General features: G+C 46.8%; 9 protein-coding genes. 5 read left to right on the forward strand and 4 right to left on the reverse strand.

What is annotated here, in order from left to right; all coding sequences use genetic code 11:
* Positions 1–103: 103 nt before the first annotated feature.
* Positions 104–2,005 carry an ATP-binding protein gene (locus ABIE27_RS16295; protein WP_429350971.1) on the forward strand — a complete coding sequence of 634 codons (1,902 nt, stop codon included), beginning with the start codon at positions 104–106 and terminating at the stop codon, positions 2,003–2,005.
* A 60-nt stretch (positions 2,006–2,065) separates the two neighbouring features.
* On the opposite strand, the gene ABIE27_RS16300 is transcribed toward ABIE27_RS16295, so the two are convergent.
* Both ABIE27_RS16300 and ABIE27_RS16305 read right to left on the reverse strand, forming a co-directional pair.
* Positions 2,066–2,311: an NHLP leader peptide family RiPP precursor gene (locus tag ABIE27_RS16300; RefSeq protein WP_123063138.1), complete on the reverse strand. Its 246-nt coding sequence runs from the start codon at positions 2,309–2,311 to the stop codon at positions 2,066–2,068.
* A 25-nt stretch (positions 2,312–2,336) separates the two neighbouring features.
* The gene (locus tag ABIE27_RS16305; RefSeq protein ID WP_429350972.1) at positions 2,337–3,314 is read right to left on the reverse strand and encodes a hypothetical protein; all 978 of its coding nucleotides are present in this window, start codon (positions 3,312–3,314) and stop codon (positions 2,337–2,339) included.
* Between the two features lie 215 nt (positions 3,315–3,529).
* On the opposite strand from ABIE27_RS16305, the gene ABIE27_RS16310 reads away from it, so the two are divergent.
* On the forward strand, positions 3,530–4,264 hold the full coding sequence (locus ABIE27_RS16310; RefSeq protein ID WP_429350973.1) for a hypothetical protein: 735 nt from the start codon (positions 3,530–3,532) through the stop codon (positions 4,262–4,264).
* Between the two features lie 190 nt (positions 4,265–4,454).
* Here ABIE27_RS16310 and ABIE27_RS16315 read toward each other — a convergent pair whose 3' ends face one another.
* Complete coding sequence (locus tag ABIE27_RS16315) at positions 4,455–5,699, reverse strand: acyltransferase (RefSeq protein ID WP_429350974.1); 1,245 nt, start codon at positions 5,697–5,699, stop codon at positions 4,455–4,457.
* Positions 5,700–5,834: 135 nt separating this feature from the next.
* Positions 5,835–6,842, reverse strand: coding sequence for an LCP family protein (locus tag ABIE27_RS16320; protein ID WP_123063409.1), 1,008 nt, complete (start codon positions 6,840–6,842; stop codon positions 5,835–5,837).
* Between the two features lie 368 nt (positions 6,843–7,210).
* Between ABIE27_RS16320 and ABIE27_RS16325 the strand changes: the two genes are divergently transcribed.
* The 3 genes from ABIE27_RS16325 (at position 7,211) to ABIE27_RS16335 (ending at position 15,579) form a co-directional block, all read left to right on the forward strand.
* Positions 7,211–8,953 carry a methyl-accepting chemotaxis protein gene (locus tag ABIE27_RS16325; RefSeq protein ID WP_240036668.1) on the forward strand — a complete coding sequence of 581 codons (1,743 nt, stop codon included), beginning with the start codon at positions 7,211–7,213 and terminating at the stop codon, positions 8,951–8,953.
* Between the two features lie 336 nt (positions 8,954–9,289).
* Positions 9,290–12,211 (forward strand): glycoside hydrolase family 9 protein, encoded by a 2,922-nt coding sequence (locus ABIE27_RS16330; protein WP_240036691.1) that lies wholly within the window; start codon positions 9,290–9,292, stop codon positions 12,209–12,211.
* A 92-nt stretch (positions 12,212–12,303) separates the two neighbouring features.
* Positions 12,304–15,579: a glycoside hydrolase family 48 protein gene (locus tag ABIE27_RS16335; protein ID WP_429350975.1), complete on the forward strand. Its 3,276-nt coding sequence runs from the start codon at positions 12,304–12,306 to the stop codon at positions 15,577–15,579.
* Positions 15,580–15,781 lie beyond the last annotated feature (202 nt).

Below are 15,781 nucleotides of genomic sequence, written 5' to 3' on the forward strand. Positions count from 1 at the left end.
TGAATTTTGAAATTATGTAAGAAGGTGACATGATAAACGGTGGCGAATTGATAGGGTGAGGGAGAAATGAAGAACCGAAAATAAAAACTTTGAGGTGCTGTGAATGAGAAATGTGCCCAAAGCTATTATCATCTTGTGGATGACGATATGGACGATTCTGTGTATGCCGCATGGACTTGTACTTGCCGCACCAGAAGAGATTCAGCGGCCTGTATCCGTTACAGGATGGGAAGTGAAATGGGGGAACGCTGGAGATCAGGGCTTCATTAGTGAGGTTATGGGCCAGGACGAGATATGGGAGAAACGAAGTACTGAGCGAATTGTAGACAGTAGCAAAGAACCATCCGGTTCTTTGTGGACACGTTTGACAATTCCCCATATGACTGACGGAAGTTCAGCGATTCGTTTCGAAAATATTAAAGGTACTCATATTGTCATCTATCTTGAAGATCGGAAAGTATATGAGAATTACCATTATAATTACGACAATAATGCTGTTTTTTTACCGCTATCTGCAGAAAATTCGGGGAAAACACTCTATATTTGGGCGCAAAATGAGAGAGGATGGTTGGGCATTCAAGGTGATGTCCAGGTCGGACCATATGCCATGCTGCAGGAGAAGTATCTCCATAATGGGCTAATGGATATTATTTTGGGTTCAACTTTTGTATTTACCTCGCTGATTATGCTGAGTTGCACATTTTTTCTGGGTCAGTTTCATAAAGGACTATGGATATCGCTATGTGTTGTGATGGGTTCCATCGGGACAATGGTGATCACTTACTCTCAATTCTTGTACACCTTCTATCAAGTATATGGTGACCTGTATTCTATTCTGTTTGATCTGGCCATGTTGCTGGGGATGCCTGCACTTTGTTATTTCTTTGAACAAGTTATTGGTCCCGGTGTACACGGGGTATTCACCAAATTGAGAAAGGTTCAATGGGCCTATTCCATCGTTTCTGTATTTTCATTGTTTGTCTACGTGATATCGGGTGGACAATGGGATCTATTGTACAGTTTGTTCGTACAGCATGTCGTGGGCATTATACTGGTTATTGTACTGACCATCCTGCTGGCTGGCACGATAGCCCGGGCACTGCAACGTAACCGTGAAGCGATCCTGTTGGCGGTTGGTTTCGGTACATTTTCACTAATCAGTGTCATGGAACTTCTTTGGTACTATCAGCGCAATGGGGCGTATCACCTGCTCTGGTGGAAATGGTCCATGGTTGCGTTTGTCATCTCGTTGATTGCTATTCTTGGCAGTCGGTTTGCGGAAAAACATACCAAAGTGTTAGAGTACTCCAGGGAACTGGAGCTATTCAACAACGAGTTACAGCGATCCGAAAAGATGGAAATCATTAGCGAGCTTGCCGCATCGGTTGCTCACGAGGTGCGTAACCCGCTTCAGGTGACGCGAGGATTCCTGCAACTTATGACAGAGCAGGAGGACAACAAAAATAAAGGATATGTGCGCATTGCATTGGAAGAACTCGACCGGGCTTCCGGCATTATTACGGATTTTCTGACTTTTGCCAAACCGGAATTCGATCACATTATTTCACTGAATATATCAGATGAATTTGATCACATCGAAGGTATACTTGTACCAATGGCGAATCTGGAAGGCGGGAAAATTACAACCGATATCCCGCCGAATATTTATATTCGTGGAAATTCTTCTAAGTTCAAACAGGCCTTTATCAACATTATTAAAAATAGTATTGAGGCATTTCAAGGAGGACAAGGTCAGATTGATATCTGGGCGTACTCACAGGATGGTAAAGTTAAAGTGCATGTCAGAGATAATGGTGAAGGGATGAGTGAGGAAGCTTTGTCCCGATTGGGAGAACCGTATTTCTCCAATAAAATCAAAGGCACTGGGCTAGGTATGATGGTTACCTTCCGCATCGTGGAAGCGATGAATGGACAAATCAGTTTTACAAGCACAAAAGGGGTAGGAACAGAAGCTGTTGTATCTTTTCCCGAGTTCGTTAAATGACGGACTTGGGGAGGATACCCAGCATAATGTTCTACCCCTGATTTTTTTATTTAGCCAAGATTAAAACGATCTCCACGGTCCGCAATTGACGTCATAATTGACTTTGGAAGGGTTAGGTGGAATGACCAGAACATAATCATTTTGCTGCTCCTCGACTGTGCGAATCTTGATATGATCAGGAATCGTAATACCAAACGCCTCGCGAAGTGCCTGCTTAGGATTGGAATGGAGTTGTTGTCTGAAGTGCTCATCTGTCCAAGCTTTCTCAATAATATCCTCATGCAACGTTTTTTCTGACACCATCATCGTCAACATTCCCTTCGTATTTAAATTAAACTGAATCGGCTTGTCCCGTATTAGAAGGTCCGGATTGTGGTTCGCTGATCCAGTAGTGAAACCCACCTCGGTAAAGTCTTTTTTTACGCTGTTCTATTTCCTGAATAGCTTGTACCAATGAGTTGCACAGATAAGAATTCAGGACGACGAATTGTGGCAACGCCGAGTTAGAAGATGTAATGATGTCGTTGAAGTGTTGAGCTATGTCTGCGTAACTGTTCATCAATTGTGAGTTATATACATTGTGGTGTATAGATTCGTTTAGCACATGACTCGTCGGATATTCCTGTTGGAGAGCTGTGGATAGGTGAGAGAGGTAGCTATTGTAGTTGCCGTGTACAGCATCCATTTTCGTGTCTGTAAAATCATCTGTCATCTGTAGAGTCATGAGAACGATATTCAGTGCACCGCAGACCGAAGGGATTCGATCAGGTTGCTCTAGTAAAAGCAAGGAACCAATAACTCCCAATTGTGTCGGTGAAGCTTTCTGGGCGATGAGAAGTGGGTTACGCTGGAAGTAATCTGCTTGTAATTCACCATTTACGCTTACTGCCCAGTCCTGAAGAACCTGTCTGAAATGGTTCCAGAAGACAGAAGAGGATTCAAATAATGCGTTATAGAGTTGAAGGGCATCCACATAACAGAGATTCCCTAAAGATAACTTCAGCACCGCATCCTCAGTTGGCTCATCCATGACATCATCCAGATTAAGAAAATACATCATGTGTAACAGGCAAGCTGCGCTAAGCTGACGAGCTTGATCCGGCGGGAATCCCTCTGTGTACTGCATCCATAGCGGAGTGATGTAACCGATGCAACTGTGTCCCGAATCTCCCCTGAGCGGGTTGAGCAAACGGAGTTGTTCAAGCGCATGCCCTGCCAGTGAGTCAGGGTATTGCCGAAGACGCTCTTCAACGGAATCAAACACGGCCTTCACGTCAAGCAAATACGGATCTAGCCAATCTCGATGCATGATATGAAAACGTCCTTCCTGCATTAAAAGTTGGAATATGCAGTAAGATCAAGAAGTTACATACAGTATATCTCAAGTGTTCTGAAAAAAATAGGTTTTTTTGTGATCATTTGTGAGAAAAATGATGACATTTTGGATTTTATAGCATAAAAAGTTGTAATTTGGGTTCAGACTAAGAAGGAAGAGAATATCGAGACAGGAAAGGTGGATAAACAATGAAAATAAATTGGAAATCTTGGCTGGCAACCAGCGCAGCTGTTATCATTATCGCTGTTGCACCAGGCCAAATCGCTTTAGCTGATCCCGTTTCTCCTGCTGAGCAGCATGATAAAAACCTGACTGAATCTGTCGGAGGAAACAAAAAGCCTTGTATGCATGCAGGACATGGTCTGTTTATGATCGGTGAAACATCCGATTTGCTCGGAATTGGACTCCGTGATTTGAAGCAGCAGATGCAGCTTGGCAAGACCTTGGCTCAGATTGCGAAGGAACGCAAAGGACTCAGCGAGGAACAGTTACTGCAAAAACTAAAGCCCACGCTGTCAGAGCGCTTGGATCTGGCTGTGAAAGAAGGCTGTCTAACCAAGGAACAAGCTGCAACAGCGAAAGCCAACATGGATGTGAAGTTAAAAAAGGTAGTGAATACCCCGCTTACCGAATTACGGCGTGAGTTTACGCACCATGGGAATCATTCCATGGTAGATAAAGGAGCGATAGCGAAATTTATCGGGATTTCACCTGAACAATTGCAAGAACAACTGCATGCGGGCAAGTCTTTGGTTGAAATTGCGCAAGCGAAGGGCATAAGTGAAACGCAGTTGGTAAATCAGTTAAAAGAACAATTAACAGGTGATCTGCAAAGGTTTGTTCATCAAAAGCACCATGGTCACTCCGTTCCAGTTCATCCAGGACACGTGCCCGGTCGATCCACCTCAACCGAAGTGAAATGATTTACTTCATAGAACAAGATGACTAGTGTACTGAGCATAATGAGCAAGAATAGAGCGTCCTCCGCAAGGGAGAACGCTCTATTCTTGCTTGCATTACACTTCTGAGGGTCTAAGGCCCTTGAGTTTCAATATCACATCGTAAAACGAGTTCAACGATTGTTGGCATGTTAATTGGTCCGCCTTTTAACTTTTAATTCTTGGAAGCTGATCCAAGGGGCGGATTTTGATTCCGGGTGCGTCTTCCAGAACCCGCTAATGAATTGCTAAAAGAAGTAACTTGCCGAGCCTTGCTGCGTGTTAATCCAACCGAGAGGCGGGAGCCTGGCAGTTTGGATAATGTCCAGCTAATGCCAAGAGCTGTCACAACGGTGACCACGAATGAGATTATCGCTACGGGCAGATGCCACCCGCTAAGGTGTAGCGGTCTGGTGACATATGCAATAGCATAAATCACCAAGGCATGAACGAGATAACCACCGAAGGAATAGCGCCCAATCCAGGCGAGCAGACGCTGAAACCATAGGTTTTTACCATTCAGCAGAACAAGGAAACCGTAGAGCATAAGCATCTGAGCCATAATACTGATGAACGTAGTGGGTTTTAGATACGTAGAGATATTGAGGTTCATCGTATTTTCCGACCCGCGCAGTACATCGTAACCCATCCAGATATACATCGCGACAAAGACCGTAACCATGCAAGGGAGCGCCTTCAACGTCCAATTTCTCCAGCTTTCCACTGTCCAGGCACATACCGCGCCAAGTAAAAAGTAGAACCAGTACATCAACCATGAATATGAACGATATTCCAGCATGCTAGACCAAGGATCTGGCCACGATTGTGTCCAGTCAGCCATATCATAATAGGACCATTTCATAAGCCAGAGATAGAGTATGGCTGCAACGAGTATGATTGTTAACGTCACCTGTTTCGAGGTAAAACGCTTGAGGTTATCGAGCCGTTTACGAACAGCGTGAGCCCCCGCGAGAAATAAAGGAAACAGAATATAAAACTGGAACACCATCAGCACAAACCAAAGGTGATAACCCGTCTGCGGTATAAATAACTCATGTACAAAGCTCCCCAGATCCGGCATACCGGAAGTCCAGAACGTTGGGGTAAATACACGTACAGCTAACCAGTAGACGAACGTCCATATGAAGAAAGGCATATAAATATCACCAAATCGCTTCCTGATGAAGCGGGGATAATCAGGCTTGATATGGCGGTGATGATAGAATAACAACACACCCGACAGAAATACAAAGGTCGGTGTACCAAACCTTGTCAGATGATAAATCATGGTCAGCATCACCGAATCAGGCTGCTCAATGTCCGGCCGATAGATGTATTCAGCAATGTTATGCTGCATGACGATGGCCAAGAAAGCTAATCCGCGAAGTTCGGTCCATTCGGCTATTTTCGGCTTTTTCATGTACATTCCTCCCTTATGTAGCCAGGGTCATCATATAAGACTACCCTCCAAACATTAAGGGTGCATTAAATGGTGAAAAAAGGAACCGAAAAAAGACGGCTTAAGCCGTCTTTTTACTAATTGATTATGTGATAGTCACTCGTTAGCTTCCCCAGTTACTGAGCCAGCGGAAGAAGACTGCTTATCTTCCTCAAATAACTTTTGAATGTAAGCTTGAAGCTTGGGCACATTCACACCTAATACCTGAGCAGACCCAGCCCGCTCATTGGTAAGCAGCTTGTTCGGCGGAATCTGCTGCTGATCAATCTCGTTCACACGAATATCAAAGCCAAGTGAAGCGAGCTTCAACATCTGGGTTGGGCTCAAATCCGTCTTGATATAAGGAGCAATGGCTTCCAGCATCTCCGGGATTTTAAAGAGCGAAGTGGTGCTCTGCATCTTCTTGGCAAGCTCGGTCATAAAGATGCGCTGCCGCTGTGTGCGCGTGAAGTCGGAGGTCGCATCATGCCGGAAACGAACATACTGGAGGGCGGTCCTGCCATCCATATGTTGCAGCCCTTTTTTCAAATCAATATCATACATGTGTTTATCCGCTTTGCTCGTGTAGTACATATCTTTTTCCACATCAATATCAATGCCATCCAGCGCATCAACGAGAGCCATGAAGCCTGTAAAGTCCGTGTAGACATAATGCTGAATCGGTATACCGAGCAGACTGCTGACCGTCTGTTTGGTTAATTCGGCTCCTCCATAGGAAAAGGCAGCGTTAAGACGGCTTTTGCCATGGCCTGGGATGTCAACGTAGGTGTCGCGAAGTACGGAGAACAGGTGGGCTTTCTTCGAAACAGGATCAATCGAAGCGACCATCACCGAGTCTGAACGTCCTGCGTCGTCCCCTCTCGAGTCACCGCCAATCAATAAGATATTGACTCTCTCCTTGCCGTCCCATTTCGGAATGACTACGTTGGCTGTTTCGGAGCTTTCCGTGTGGTTTGAATCAAGGTTCGAACCGGGTGAATCGCTGGGTGCGGCGGTCGAAATGCTATTAGCAAAATGAACGATTGAATATCCGTAGTAGACAATGACTCCTGTTACAACAAGTGCCAAGGTCAGGGCTGTACCCCATAACCATTTTTTAAACATAATCTCACCTTTCTTATGTAGAACTGATAGATCCCCCAAACTAGTTTAACAAAAAGAAAGTAAAATGTCCTCTTTGATTCCGAATATACGTTTTAAATCAATATTGTTTTACGAATAGTTTGTTAGTTGTGGTTGGGACACTCATTAAGGAGTTTCGTCGCTTTCTTGGAAAATTCGCGGCCTTTCACAATGGTAGATATCTGTTTCTGAGAGTTATATATAAAATTATGTTCTGTCAGATATATGAGGCTCATTGTTAAGAGAAATTTTCTTAAAACTAAGATTTCATATATTCACTCGAAGAATATCTATGTCGATATATTATATAGATGTACTAGTTTATTGGAGGAAGTTGGAGGAGTGGGAACATGGGAAAAGGAAAAATGCGGGGGAACGCATTAGGGAAAGTAAAATTTTCGATTCGTAGTAAATTATTAACTGGCTTCATGATTGTGTTGGCTTTGCTTATCTTTGTTAGCGTGTACACACTAACACAAGTGTTTACAATGGCTGACAAATCAAGACAAATTGATAAGACTTGGATGCCAACTGTAACCTTGCTTGGAATTATGAACGGTGATGTGTCGGATGTGGAGAGATTGGGACTAGCCATCATTGTAGAACAGAATCCAAGTGAAACGGAGAAACTGAATGAAGCTTTAAAAGTATTGCTTGCTAAAATTGAAGACGAGCGCAAACAATTGCTTACTTTAATCAAAGGAAATGCAGAAGCTGAGAAACTGTATGAACAGTTTTCAACGAGTTATGATTCCTATTTGCAAAAAATGCCAGAATTCATTGAGTATGGTCTGAAAAATGATTATGCTACATCCAGCACGCTACATACAGCAGCCTATCCAATGTGGTATACAGCCAACGATCTGATTACTCAGTTAATTAATCTTGGCAATAGCGGAGCAAAAGAAATTTCTGCCGGATCTGTCAAGCTTGCCGAGAATGCGTTTAACATTATTTTAGGTGTAGCAATCGTTGCAACATTGTTATCCTTACTCATTGCGCTATTCATCGCAAGTATGATCTCACGTCCGGTTAAAAAGATGAGTGAAGCCGCAGCAGCGATTGCTGAAGGGGACCTGACGGGTGAGGCGATTACATTGAAGAACCGGGATGAGCTGGGTGTTCTGGCAGCTTCCTTCAATACAATGAGTCAAAATCTGCGTTCGATGATTCAATCCGTATCCGAAACATCCGAGCAAGTCGCGGCTTCATCCGAAGAACTTCTTGCGAGTGCAGAGCAAAACGCAAAAGCTTCGGAGCAAATTACCGAAACGGTGGAAGAATTGTCTGTAGGAACATCAAATCAAGTTGATATCGTGAAGCGTTCTTCGCAGGCGATGAATGAGATGGCATTAGGCTCCGAACAGATTGCCGAACTGGCTCAAAGTGTATCCGTATCTGCTGTGGACGCAGCGAATCAGTCGTCGGAAGGGAACAAAATTATCCAGCAAGCTGTGGATCAGATGGGATCGGTTCGTAACTCCATCGCTTCATTGAGAGAATTGGTCACCGGACTGGGCGAACGTTCTGCCGAGATTGGTACGATCACCGAAGTGATCAATAACATCGCCCGGCAAACCAATTTGCTTGCTTTGAATGCAGCGATTGAAGCCGCAAGAGCAGGGGAGCATGGCAGAGGTTTTGCTGTCGTTGCGGGAGAGGTGCGCAAGCTGGCGGAAGAATCCTCCGCTTCTGCACAGCAGATCACACAGATTGTACAACTGATTCAGCAGGATACGGATCATGCTGTACAGGCTGTGAAAGTAAATAGTAATGAAACAGAAGCCGGCATTGAATTGGTTGCTGCAGCTGGTCAAGCCTTCGAACAAATTTCGGACGCTGCCAACAAAGTAGCTGGTGAAATTCAAGAAGTATCTGCCGGTTCTGAGGAGATGTCAGCTAGTACAAATGAGGTTGTAAGTTACGTGGGTCAAATCTCCAATATTGCTTCGGAAGCTGCGGGTTCTGTACACAACGTATCTGCTGCAACCGAAGAGCAACTGGCTTCCATGGAAGAGATTGCTTCCTCCGCTGGGTTGTTATCCAAAATGGCGGAGGAATTGCAAGGACAAGTGAACAAATTTAAAGTATAGATTGCAAAAGCAGATCGCCAAAAAGCTGTTTCTCCCGGACATATCCGGTGAAGAAACAGCTTTTTTGTCATATCACGCTGCTCAAGTCACAACAATGTTATTTCAGAAGTCACCAATGTTGATATTTCAAGACAAACAAAAGGCTATAATGGTAATTAATGGTGGAAATTGCATTGAGTTACCACCATAGAGAGGAGCGAGGTCACCCAGAATATGTGCAAGTAATCACCTGGAACTTTCGAGAAAAGGAGATGAATAGGATTTATGAAAGGGCGCTGGTGGAGACGCGTTGCGATGGTAACGTTATCGGCAGGACTTCTCGCAGGGAGCTTTTCTATGAATACAGGATTACGTCAGGCGGATGCGGCCGCCGGAGATCATAACTATGCCGAAGCACTACAGAAGGCCATTTACTTCTATGAAGCGCAACGCTCAGGCCCGTTGCCTGCCAACAACCGGGTTGAATGGCGAGGTGACTCGGGAATGCAGGATGGGGCCGATGTCGGTGTGGATCTGACCGGCGGCTGGTATGATGCTGGAGATCATGTGAAATTTGGTTTTCCAATGGCTGCCTCGGCAACCATGCTGGCTTGGTCCGTCGTCGAGTATAGTGATGGCTATGAGCAAGCCGGACAACTGGAGGAAATCAAGGACAATATAAGGTGGGCAACCGACTATTTTATGAAAGCGCATACCAAACCAAACGAATTATGGGGACAAGTCGGAGGTGGCAACACGGATCATGCTTGGTGGGGGCCTGCAGAGGTGATGCAGATGAACCGGCCTTCGTTCAAGATCGATGCTTCCTGTCCGGGAAGTGATCTGGCGGCAGAAACGGCGGCTGCACTGGCAGCGGCGTCCATCGTATTTGCAGATGATGATCCAACCTACTCGGCGAAGATGCTTCAGCATGCGAAAGAACTGTACAACTTTGCAGATACATATCGGGGGAAATACACCGATTGTATTACTGATGCTGCTGCATTTTATAATTCGTGGACGGGATATGAAGATGAGCTTGCATGGGGAGGAGCATGGCTTTATTTAGCTACTAATGATAACGCTTACTTGTCCAAGGCGATGGCAGCTGCAGATCGGTGGTCTACAAGCGGAGGTTCCGCGAACTGGCCCTATACCTGGACACAGGGCTGGGATAGTAAACATTACGGTGCCCAGATTCTGCTTGCCCGAATCACCTCCAGTTTGAACATGCCGGAGGCAACAAAGTTCATCCAATCAACCGAGCGCAATCTTGATTACTGGACGGTTGGCACGAATGGAGGGCGTGTGACTTACACCCCAGGCGGATTGGCGTGGCTGGATCAGTGGGGTTCACTCCGATATACGGCAAATGCAGCATTCATTGCATTCGTGTACTCCGATTGGGTTAGTGACCCTGTGAAAAAATCCAGATATCAAAATTTTGCGACTTCACAGATGAATTACATTTTAGGAGATAATCCTCGTCAGAGCAGTTATGTTGTGGGATATGGAAAAAATCCGCCACAGCATCCGCATCATCGTACCGCTCATAGCTCATGGATGAACAACGAAGATATTCCGGCGAATCACCGTCATATTTTATACGGCGCCATGGTAGGAGGACCAAATGCGTCGGATCAATATACGGACGATATCTCGGACTATGTGAGTAATGAGGTGGCGACGGATTATAATGCTGGCTTCACAGGTGCGCTCGCAAAGATGAATCTGCTGTATGGACAGAATCATCAGCCTCTGGCGAATTTCCCTGCTCCTGAAGTCAAAGGTGAGGAGTACTTTGTAGAAGCTGCTGTGCGGTCATCAGGCTCCAATTATACGGAAATCCGCGCATTGCTTAACAACCGCTCCGGCTGGCCTGCACGAATGGGAGATCAGCTTTCCTTCAAATATTTCCTCGATTTGAGTGAAGTATATGCTGCGGGACGCACCGTATCCGATGTTCAGGTCACAGTATCTTCTAATGAAGGTGCAACCGTTTCTCAACCTGTCGTCGTGGATGCCGCCAAGCGGATCTATGCCATTACAGCAGACTTCAGTAATACCAAAATTTATCCAGGCGGAGAGGGGAATTACCGCAAGGAAGTTCAGTTCCGCATTACAGGACCGCAAGGGGCATGGAATCCAGCGAACGATCCTTCATACCAGAACCTGACGACAGGTACTCCGGTAAAAAGTGTATACATCCCCGTATATGACGCTGGAGTGAAGGTATATGGGCAGGAGCCGGGTGTTACACCTGTGACCGTGCCAGCCGCACCCTCTGGAGTGCAAGCTTTGCCTGGCAACAATCAGGTGACGCTGAACTGGGCTGCCTCTGCCGGGGCTGTATCGTACACGGTGAAGCGTGCCGAGGTTAGCGGAGGCCCGTACACAACCGTTGCAACGGGTGTTAATGGGGTGACTTACACCAACACGGGATTGACGAATGGCAAGACGTATTATTATGTGGTGACCGCTGTTAATGCAGGCGGGGAATCGCCAGCTTCTGTTCAAGTGATGGGAACGCCGCAGGCAGTTTCATCTGTGCCAGGGACGCTTACCTTAAGCGGAACAGCTGGCAATAATCAAAATGTGTTGTCATGGACAGCGGCATCGGGGGCTGCGAGTTACAAGGTACAACGTGCTAATGCGAATGGTACGTATGCGGATGTAGCGACCGGGTTGACGGTGATGACCTACACTGACACGACAGCGCTTAATGGAACTTCGTATAATTACCGGGTTGTTGCCGTAAACGCAAGTGGGCAATCGTTATCTAACGTGGTTGTACTGACACCTTCAGGGCCGCCTGTGTCAACAGGTACGCTGGAAGTGCAGTATCGAAGCGGAGGTTCCGGGAATTCGAGCAATGCGGTAACCCCTCAGTTTAATGTGAAGAACACAGGCACACAGCCTATTGATCTGAGTACGGTAAAAATCCGCTACTACTTTACCAAAGATGGCACAGAAGATCTGACCTTCTGGTGTGATTACGCCGTGGTGGGTACGGCTAACGTACAAGGGAAGTTCGTGACCGTGAATCCGGCAAAAGGAACGGCGGATACGTATCTGGAGATCAGTTTTACCTCTGGAGCGGGAAGTTTGGCAGCCGGAGCAGAAACGGGTGTGATTCAGGGACGTTTTTCAAAAAACAACTGGAGTAACTTCGATCAGAGCAATGATTACTCCTATGACGGTTCCAAGACTGCTTTTGCTGCATGGAACAAAGTGACCGCGTATCAAGGCAGTACCCAGGTATGGGGGCTGGAGCCGTAAATCAAAACTTTGACAGAAGAGGCCAAAGAACAGCATGGGCAGACCAGCAGCATTGATATTGAATTTCCACTATTCCAGGGAGGTATATATTCATGTTGAAAACAGCTGCAAAAAAGAGTTTAACTGCCATGCTGGCAGGAACCGTCATGCTGACGGGATACACGGGACTGTGGGTAGGTCCTGAAACGGCACATGCTGCCGATCAGGCGATTGAAATTCAGGCCGATGGAGTGAATGAAGCTCGCTTCTTGCAATTATATGGTCAATTAAAAGACCCGGCGAACGGATACTTTTCTCCAGAAGGTATTCCTTATCATTCCATTGAAACGTTGCTGAGTGAAGCGCCGGATTATGGACATATGTCTACGTCGGAGGCGTACAGTTACTGGTTGTGGCTAGAGACGATGTATGGTCACTACACGGGTGATTGGAGCAAACTGGAAGCGGCCTGGGATAACATGGAGAAGTACATTATTCCGGTGAATGAAGGGGACGGCAAGGAAGAGCAGCCAACGATGAGCAAATACAATCCAAACAGTCCTGCGACATATGCAGCGGAAAAACCATTCCCTGACCAGTATCCTTCTAATCTGAATGGTCAGTATGCAGCAGGTAAGGACCCGCTCGATGCCGAGCTCAAGTCAACCTATGGTAATAACCAGACGTATCTGATGCACTGGCTAATCGACGTGGATGACTGGTATGGATACGGCAATCTGCTGAACCCTTCGCATACTTCAACGTATGTGAACACGTTCCAGCGTGGGGAGCAGGAGTCTGTATGGGAGGCTATACCTCACCCGTCTCAGGATGATAAATCATTTGGTAAAGCAGGCGAAGGTTTTATGAGTCTGTTTACGAAGGAAAATCAGGCTCCATCGGCACAGTGGCGTTATACCAATGCAACGGATGCGGATGCGCGTGCGGTACAGGTATTGTATTGGGCGAAAGAGATGGGCTATAACAATACGGAGTATCTTGATAAAGCGAAAAAGATGGGTGACTATCTGCGGTATGGCATGTACGACAAGTATTTCCAGAAAGTTGGAAGTGCGAAGAACGGTACACCAACCCCGGGCACAGGTAAAGACTCCAACATGTATCTCATGGCTTGGTATACGTCATGGGGCGGTGGATTGGGTCAAGGCGGGGATTGGGCATGGCGTATTGGGGCAAGTCACACGCACCAGGCCTATCAAAACCCGGTTGCAGCATATGCCCTGTCTGATCCGGCAGGCGGCTTGATTCCAGAATCCCCTACAGCCAAAGCGGACTGGAACGCGACGTTAAAACGTCAGCTCGAATTCTACACCTGGCTGCAATCCCATGAAGGAGCAGTCGGCGGCGGGGCAACGAACAGTATCGGTGGTTCGTATGCGGCTTATCCGGCAGGTGTCAGCACGTTCTATGATATGGCTTATCAGGAAGCGCCAGTATATCGTGACCCGGATTCCAACACATGGTTCGGATTCCAGGCATGGCCGCTGGAGCGTGTGGCGGAGATGTACTATATCCTGGCAGAGAGCGGTGACCTAACTTCTGAGAACTTCCAAATGGCTAAGAAGGTCATTACGAAATGGATAGACTGGACCAAAGATTATGTGTTTGCTGGCGAGCGCCCTGTAACGGATGCTCAAGGCTACTATTTGAATGCTGCCGGACAGCGCATTCTCGGTGGAACTAATGTTCAGGTAGCAACTACTCCGGCTCCAGGCGAGTTCTGGATTCCAGGTGGTCAGGAGTGGCAAGGACAACCGGATAAATGGAATGGATTCAGCACCTATACGAATAATCCAAACTTCCATGCCATTACCAAAGATCCAGTACAGGATACAGGGGTACTGGGAAGTTATATCAAGGCGCTAACGTTCTTCGCGGCTGGAACGGAGGCAGAGAACGGTACGCTGAGTGTGAAAGGTCAGGAAGCCAAAGAATTGGCTCAGACGTTGCTCGATACAGCTTGGGATTACAATGACGGTGTAGGTATCGTGACAGAGGAAGAGCGTAAAGATTACTTCCGTTACTTCGCGAAAGAGATTTATATCCCGGCGAACTGGTCTGGTACGTTCGGTCAAGGTAATACCATCCCAGGCACAGCAGGTGTACCTTCCGATCCGGCAAAAGGCGGAAATGGCGTGTACATCGGATACTCCGATCTGCGTCCTGCGATCAAGCAAGATCCGGCTTGGGCTTATCTGGATAACAAGTACAAAACATCATACAACCCGACCACGAAGCAGTGGGAAAATGGTGCACCGACCTTTACGTACCACCGTTTCTGGTCACAGGTTGATATGGCTACCGCTTATGGAGAGTTCGACCGTCTCCTTGGTGACAGCGAAACACCAGGCGTGGAAGCACCTGCCGCTCCTGCAGGTGTAACAGCTGCCGGCGGTGACAAAAAAGTGGTCTTGAGCTGGAATGCTGCGGCGAGAGCAACTTCCTACACGGTAAAACGTGCCGAAGTGAACGGTGGCCCGTATACTTCTGTAGCAACTGGCGTTAGCGGTTCTACATTTACAGACACTGGACTAACGAATGGAAAAGCATACTATTATGTCATTACCGCTGTAAATAGTGCTGGTGAGTCTGCAGCATCTGCACAGGTTACGGCAACACCGCAAGCCGGAGTCGCTATACCAGGAGCCTTTACCCTGAGTGGAACAGCAGGGGATGCAAAAGCTGTGCTGAACTGGACGGCTTCAACCGGAGCAGCAACCTATACCGTACAACGTTCAACGGGTACGGGTGCTTATGCCAATCTTGCGACTGGTTTGACGGCACTGACGTATACCGATGCAACAGCAGTGAATGGTACGGCCTATAACTACAGAGTGGTTGCCATCAATGCCGATGGGCAGACGAACTCAAATGTGGTTGTGCTGACACCAGTGGCTGCTCCAATTTCGACTGGAACACTCGAAGTGCAGTATCGTAATGGAGGCTCGGGTGCTTCAGGCAACTCTCTTACACCGCAATTCAATGTGAAAAATACAGGTACAACGGCCATCGATCTGAGCAAAGTGAAGCTTCGTTATTACTTTACGAAAGACAGTGCCGCTGATCTGAGCTTCTGGTGTGACTATGCGCAGGTTGGCAGTGCCAATGTGCAAGGCAAATTTGTAGCTGTGGAGCCGGCAAAAGGTACCGCAGATACGTATCTGGAGATCAGCTTTACTGCCGGTGCAGGTAGTCTGGCGGCTGGGGCTGAGACAGGAATCATTCAAACACGTTCCTCCAAAAACAACTGGACGAATTTTGATCAATCGAATGATTACTCCTTTGCCGCCACCCAAACCGCATTCGGTGCATGGACGAAAGTAACAGCGTACCAGGATGGCGTGAAGGTATGGGGAATGGAGCCATAATTGAATCAGCAAGCAGAGCTTGGAATGAAGGGGAAGGGTTAGTTTCAGGAATTGGGGCCGGGAACGGAACGCCTGATCTTTTATTCAAACCTGCGGTTGATTTATACTTCCGATGAAAGGCCGGGGAGAAATCCCCGGTTTTTTCTTGTGTTCAACTATTTAAATCCATATATTTTCATTTGTGAAAGAGGGATTCCAGATT

The sequence above is a fragment of the Paenibacillus sp. 4624 genome, from assembly GCF_050435065.1.
GTDB classification, from domain to species: Bacteria; Bacillota; Bacilli; order Paenibacillales; family Paenibacillaceae; genus Paenibacillus; species Paenibacillus amylolyticus_D.

Bases quoted from the DNA above. Each gene is read 5' to 3' on its own strand.
- ABIE27_RS16335 (WP_429350975.1), top strand. From the start codon at position 12,304: ATGTTGAAAACAGCTGCAAAAAAGAGTTTAACTGCCATGCTGGCAGGA.
- ABIE27_RS16320 (WP_123063409.1), bottom strand. From the start codon at position 6,842: ATGTTTAAAAAATGGTTATGGGGTACAGCCCTGACCTTGGCACTTGTT.
- ABIE27_RS16315 (WP_429350974.1), bottom strand. From the start codon at position 5,699: ATGAAAAAGCCGAAAATAGCCGAATGGACCGAACTTCGCGGATTAGCT.
- ABIE27_RS16300 (WP_123063138.1), bottom strand. From the start codon at position 2,311: ATGATGGTGTCAGAAAAAACGTTGCATGAGGATATTATTGAGAAAGCT.
- ABIE27_RS16325 (WP_240036668.1), top strand. From the start codon at position 7,211: ATGGGAAAAGGAAAAATGCGGGGGAACGCATTAGGGAAAGTAAAATTT.
- ABIE27_RS16295 (WP_429350971.1), top strand. From the start codon at position 104: ATGAGAAATGTGCCCAAAGCTATTATCATCTTGTGGATGACGATATGG.
- ABIE27_RS16305 (WP_429350972.1), bottom strand. From the start codon at position 3,314: ATGCATCGAGATTGGCTAGATCCGTATTTGCTTGACGTGAAGGCCGTG.
- ABIE27_RS16330 (WP_240036691.1), top strand. From the start codon at position 9,290: ATGAATACAGGATTACGTCAGGCGGATGCGGCCGCCGGAGATCATAAC.
- ABIE27_RS16310 (WP_429350973.1), top strand. From the start codon at position 3,530: ATGAAAATAAATTGGAAATCTTGGCTGGCAACCAGCGCAGCTGTTATC.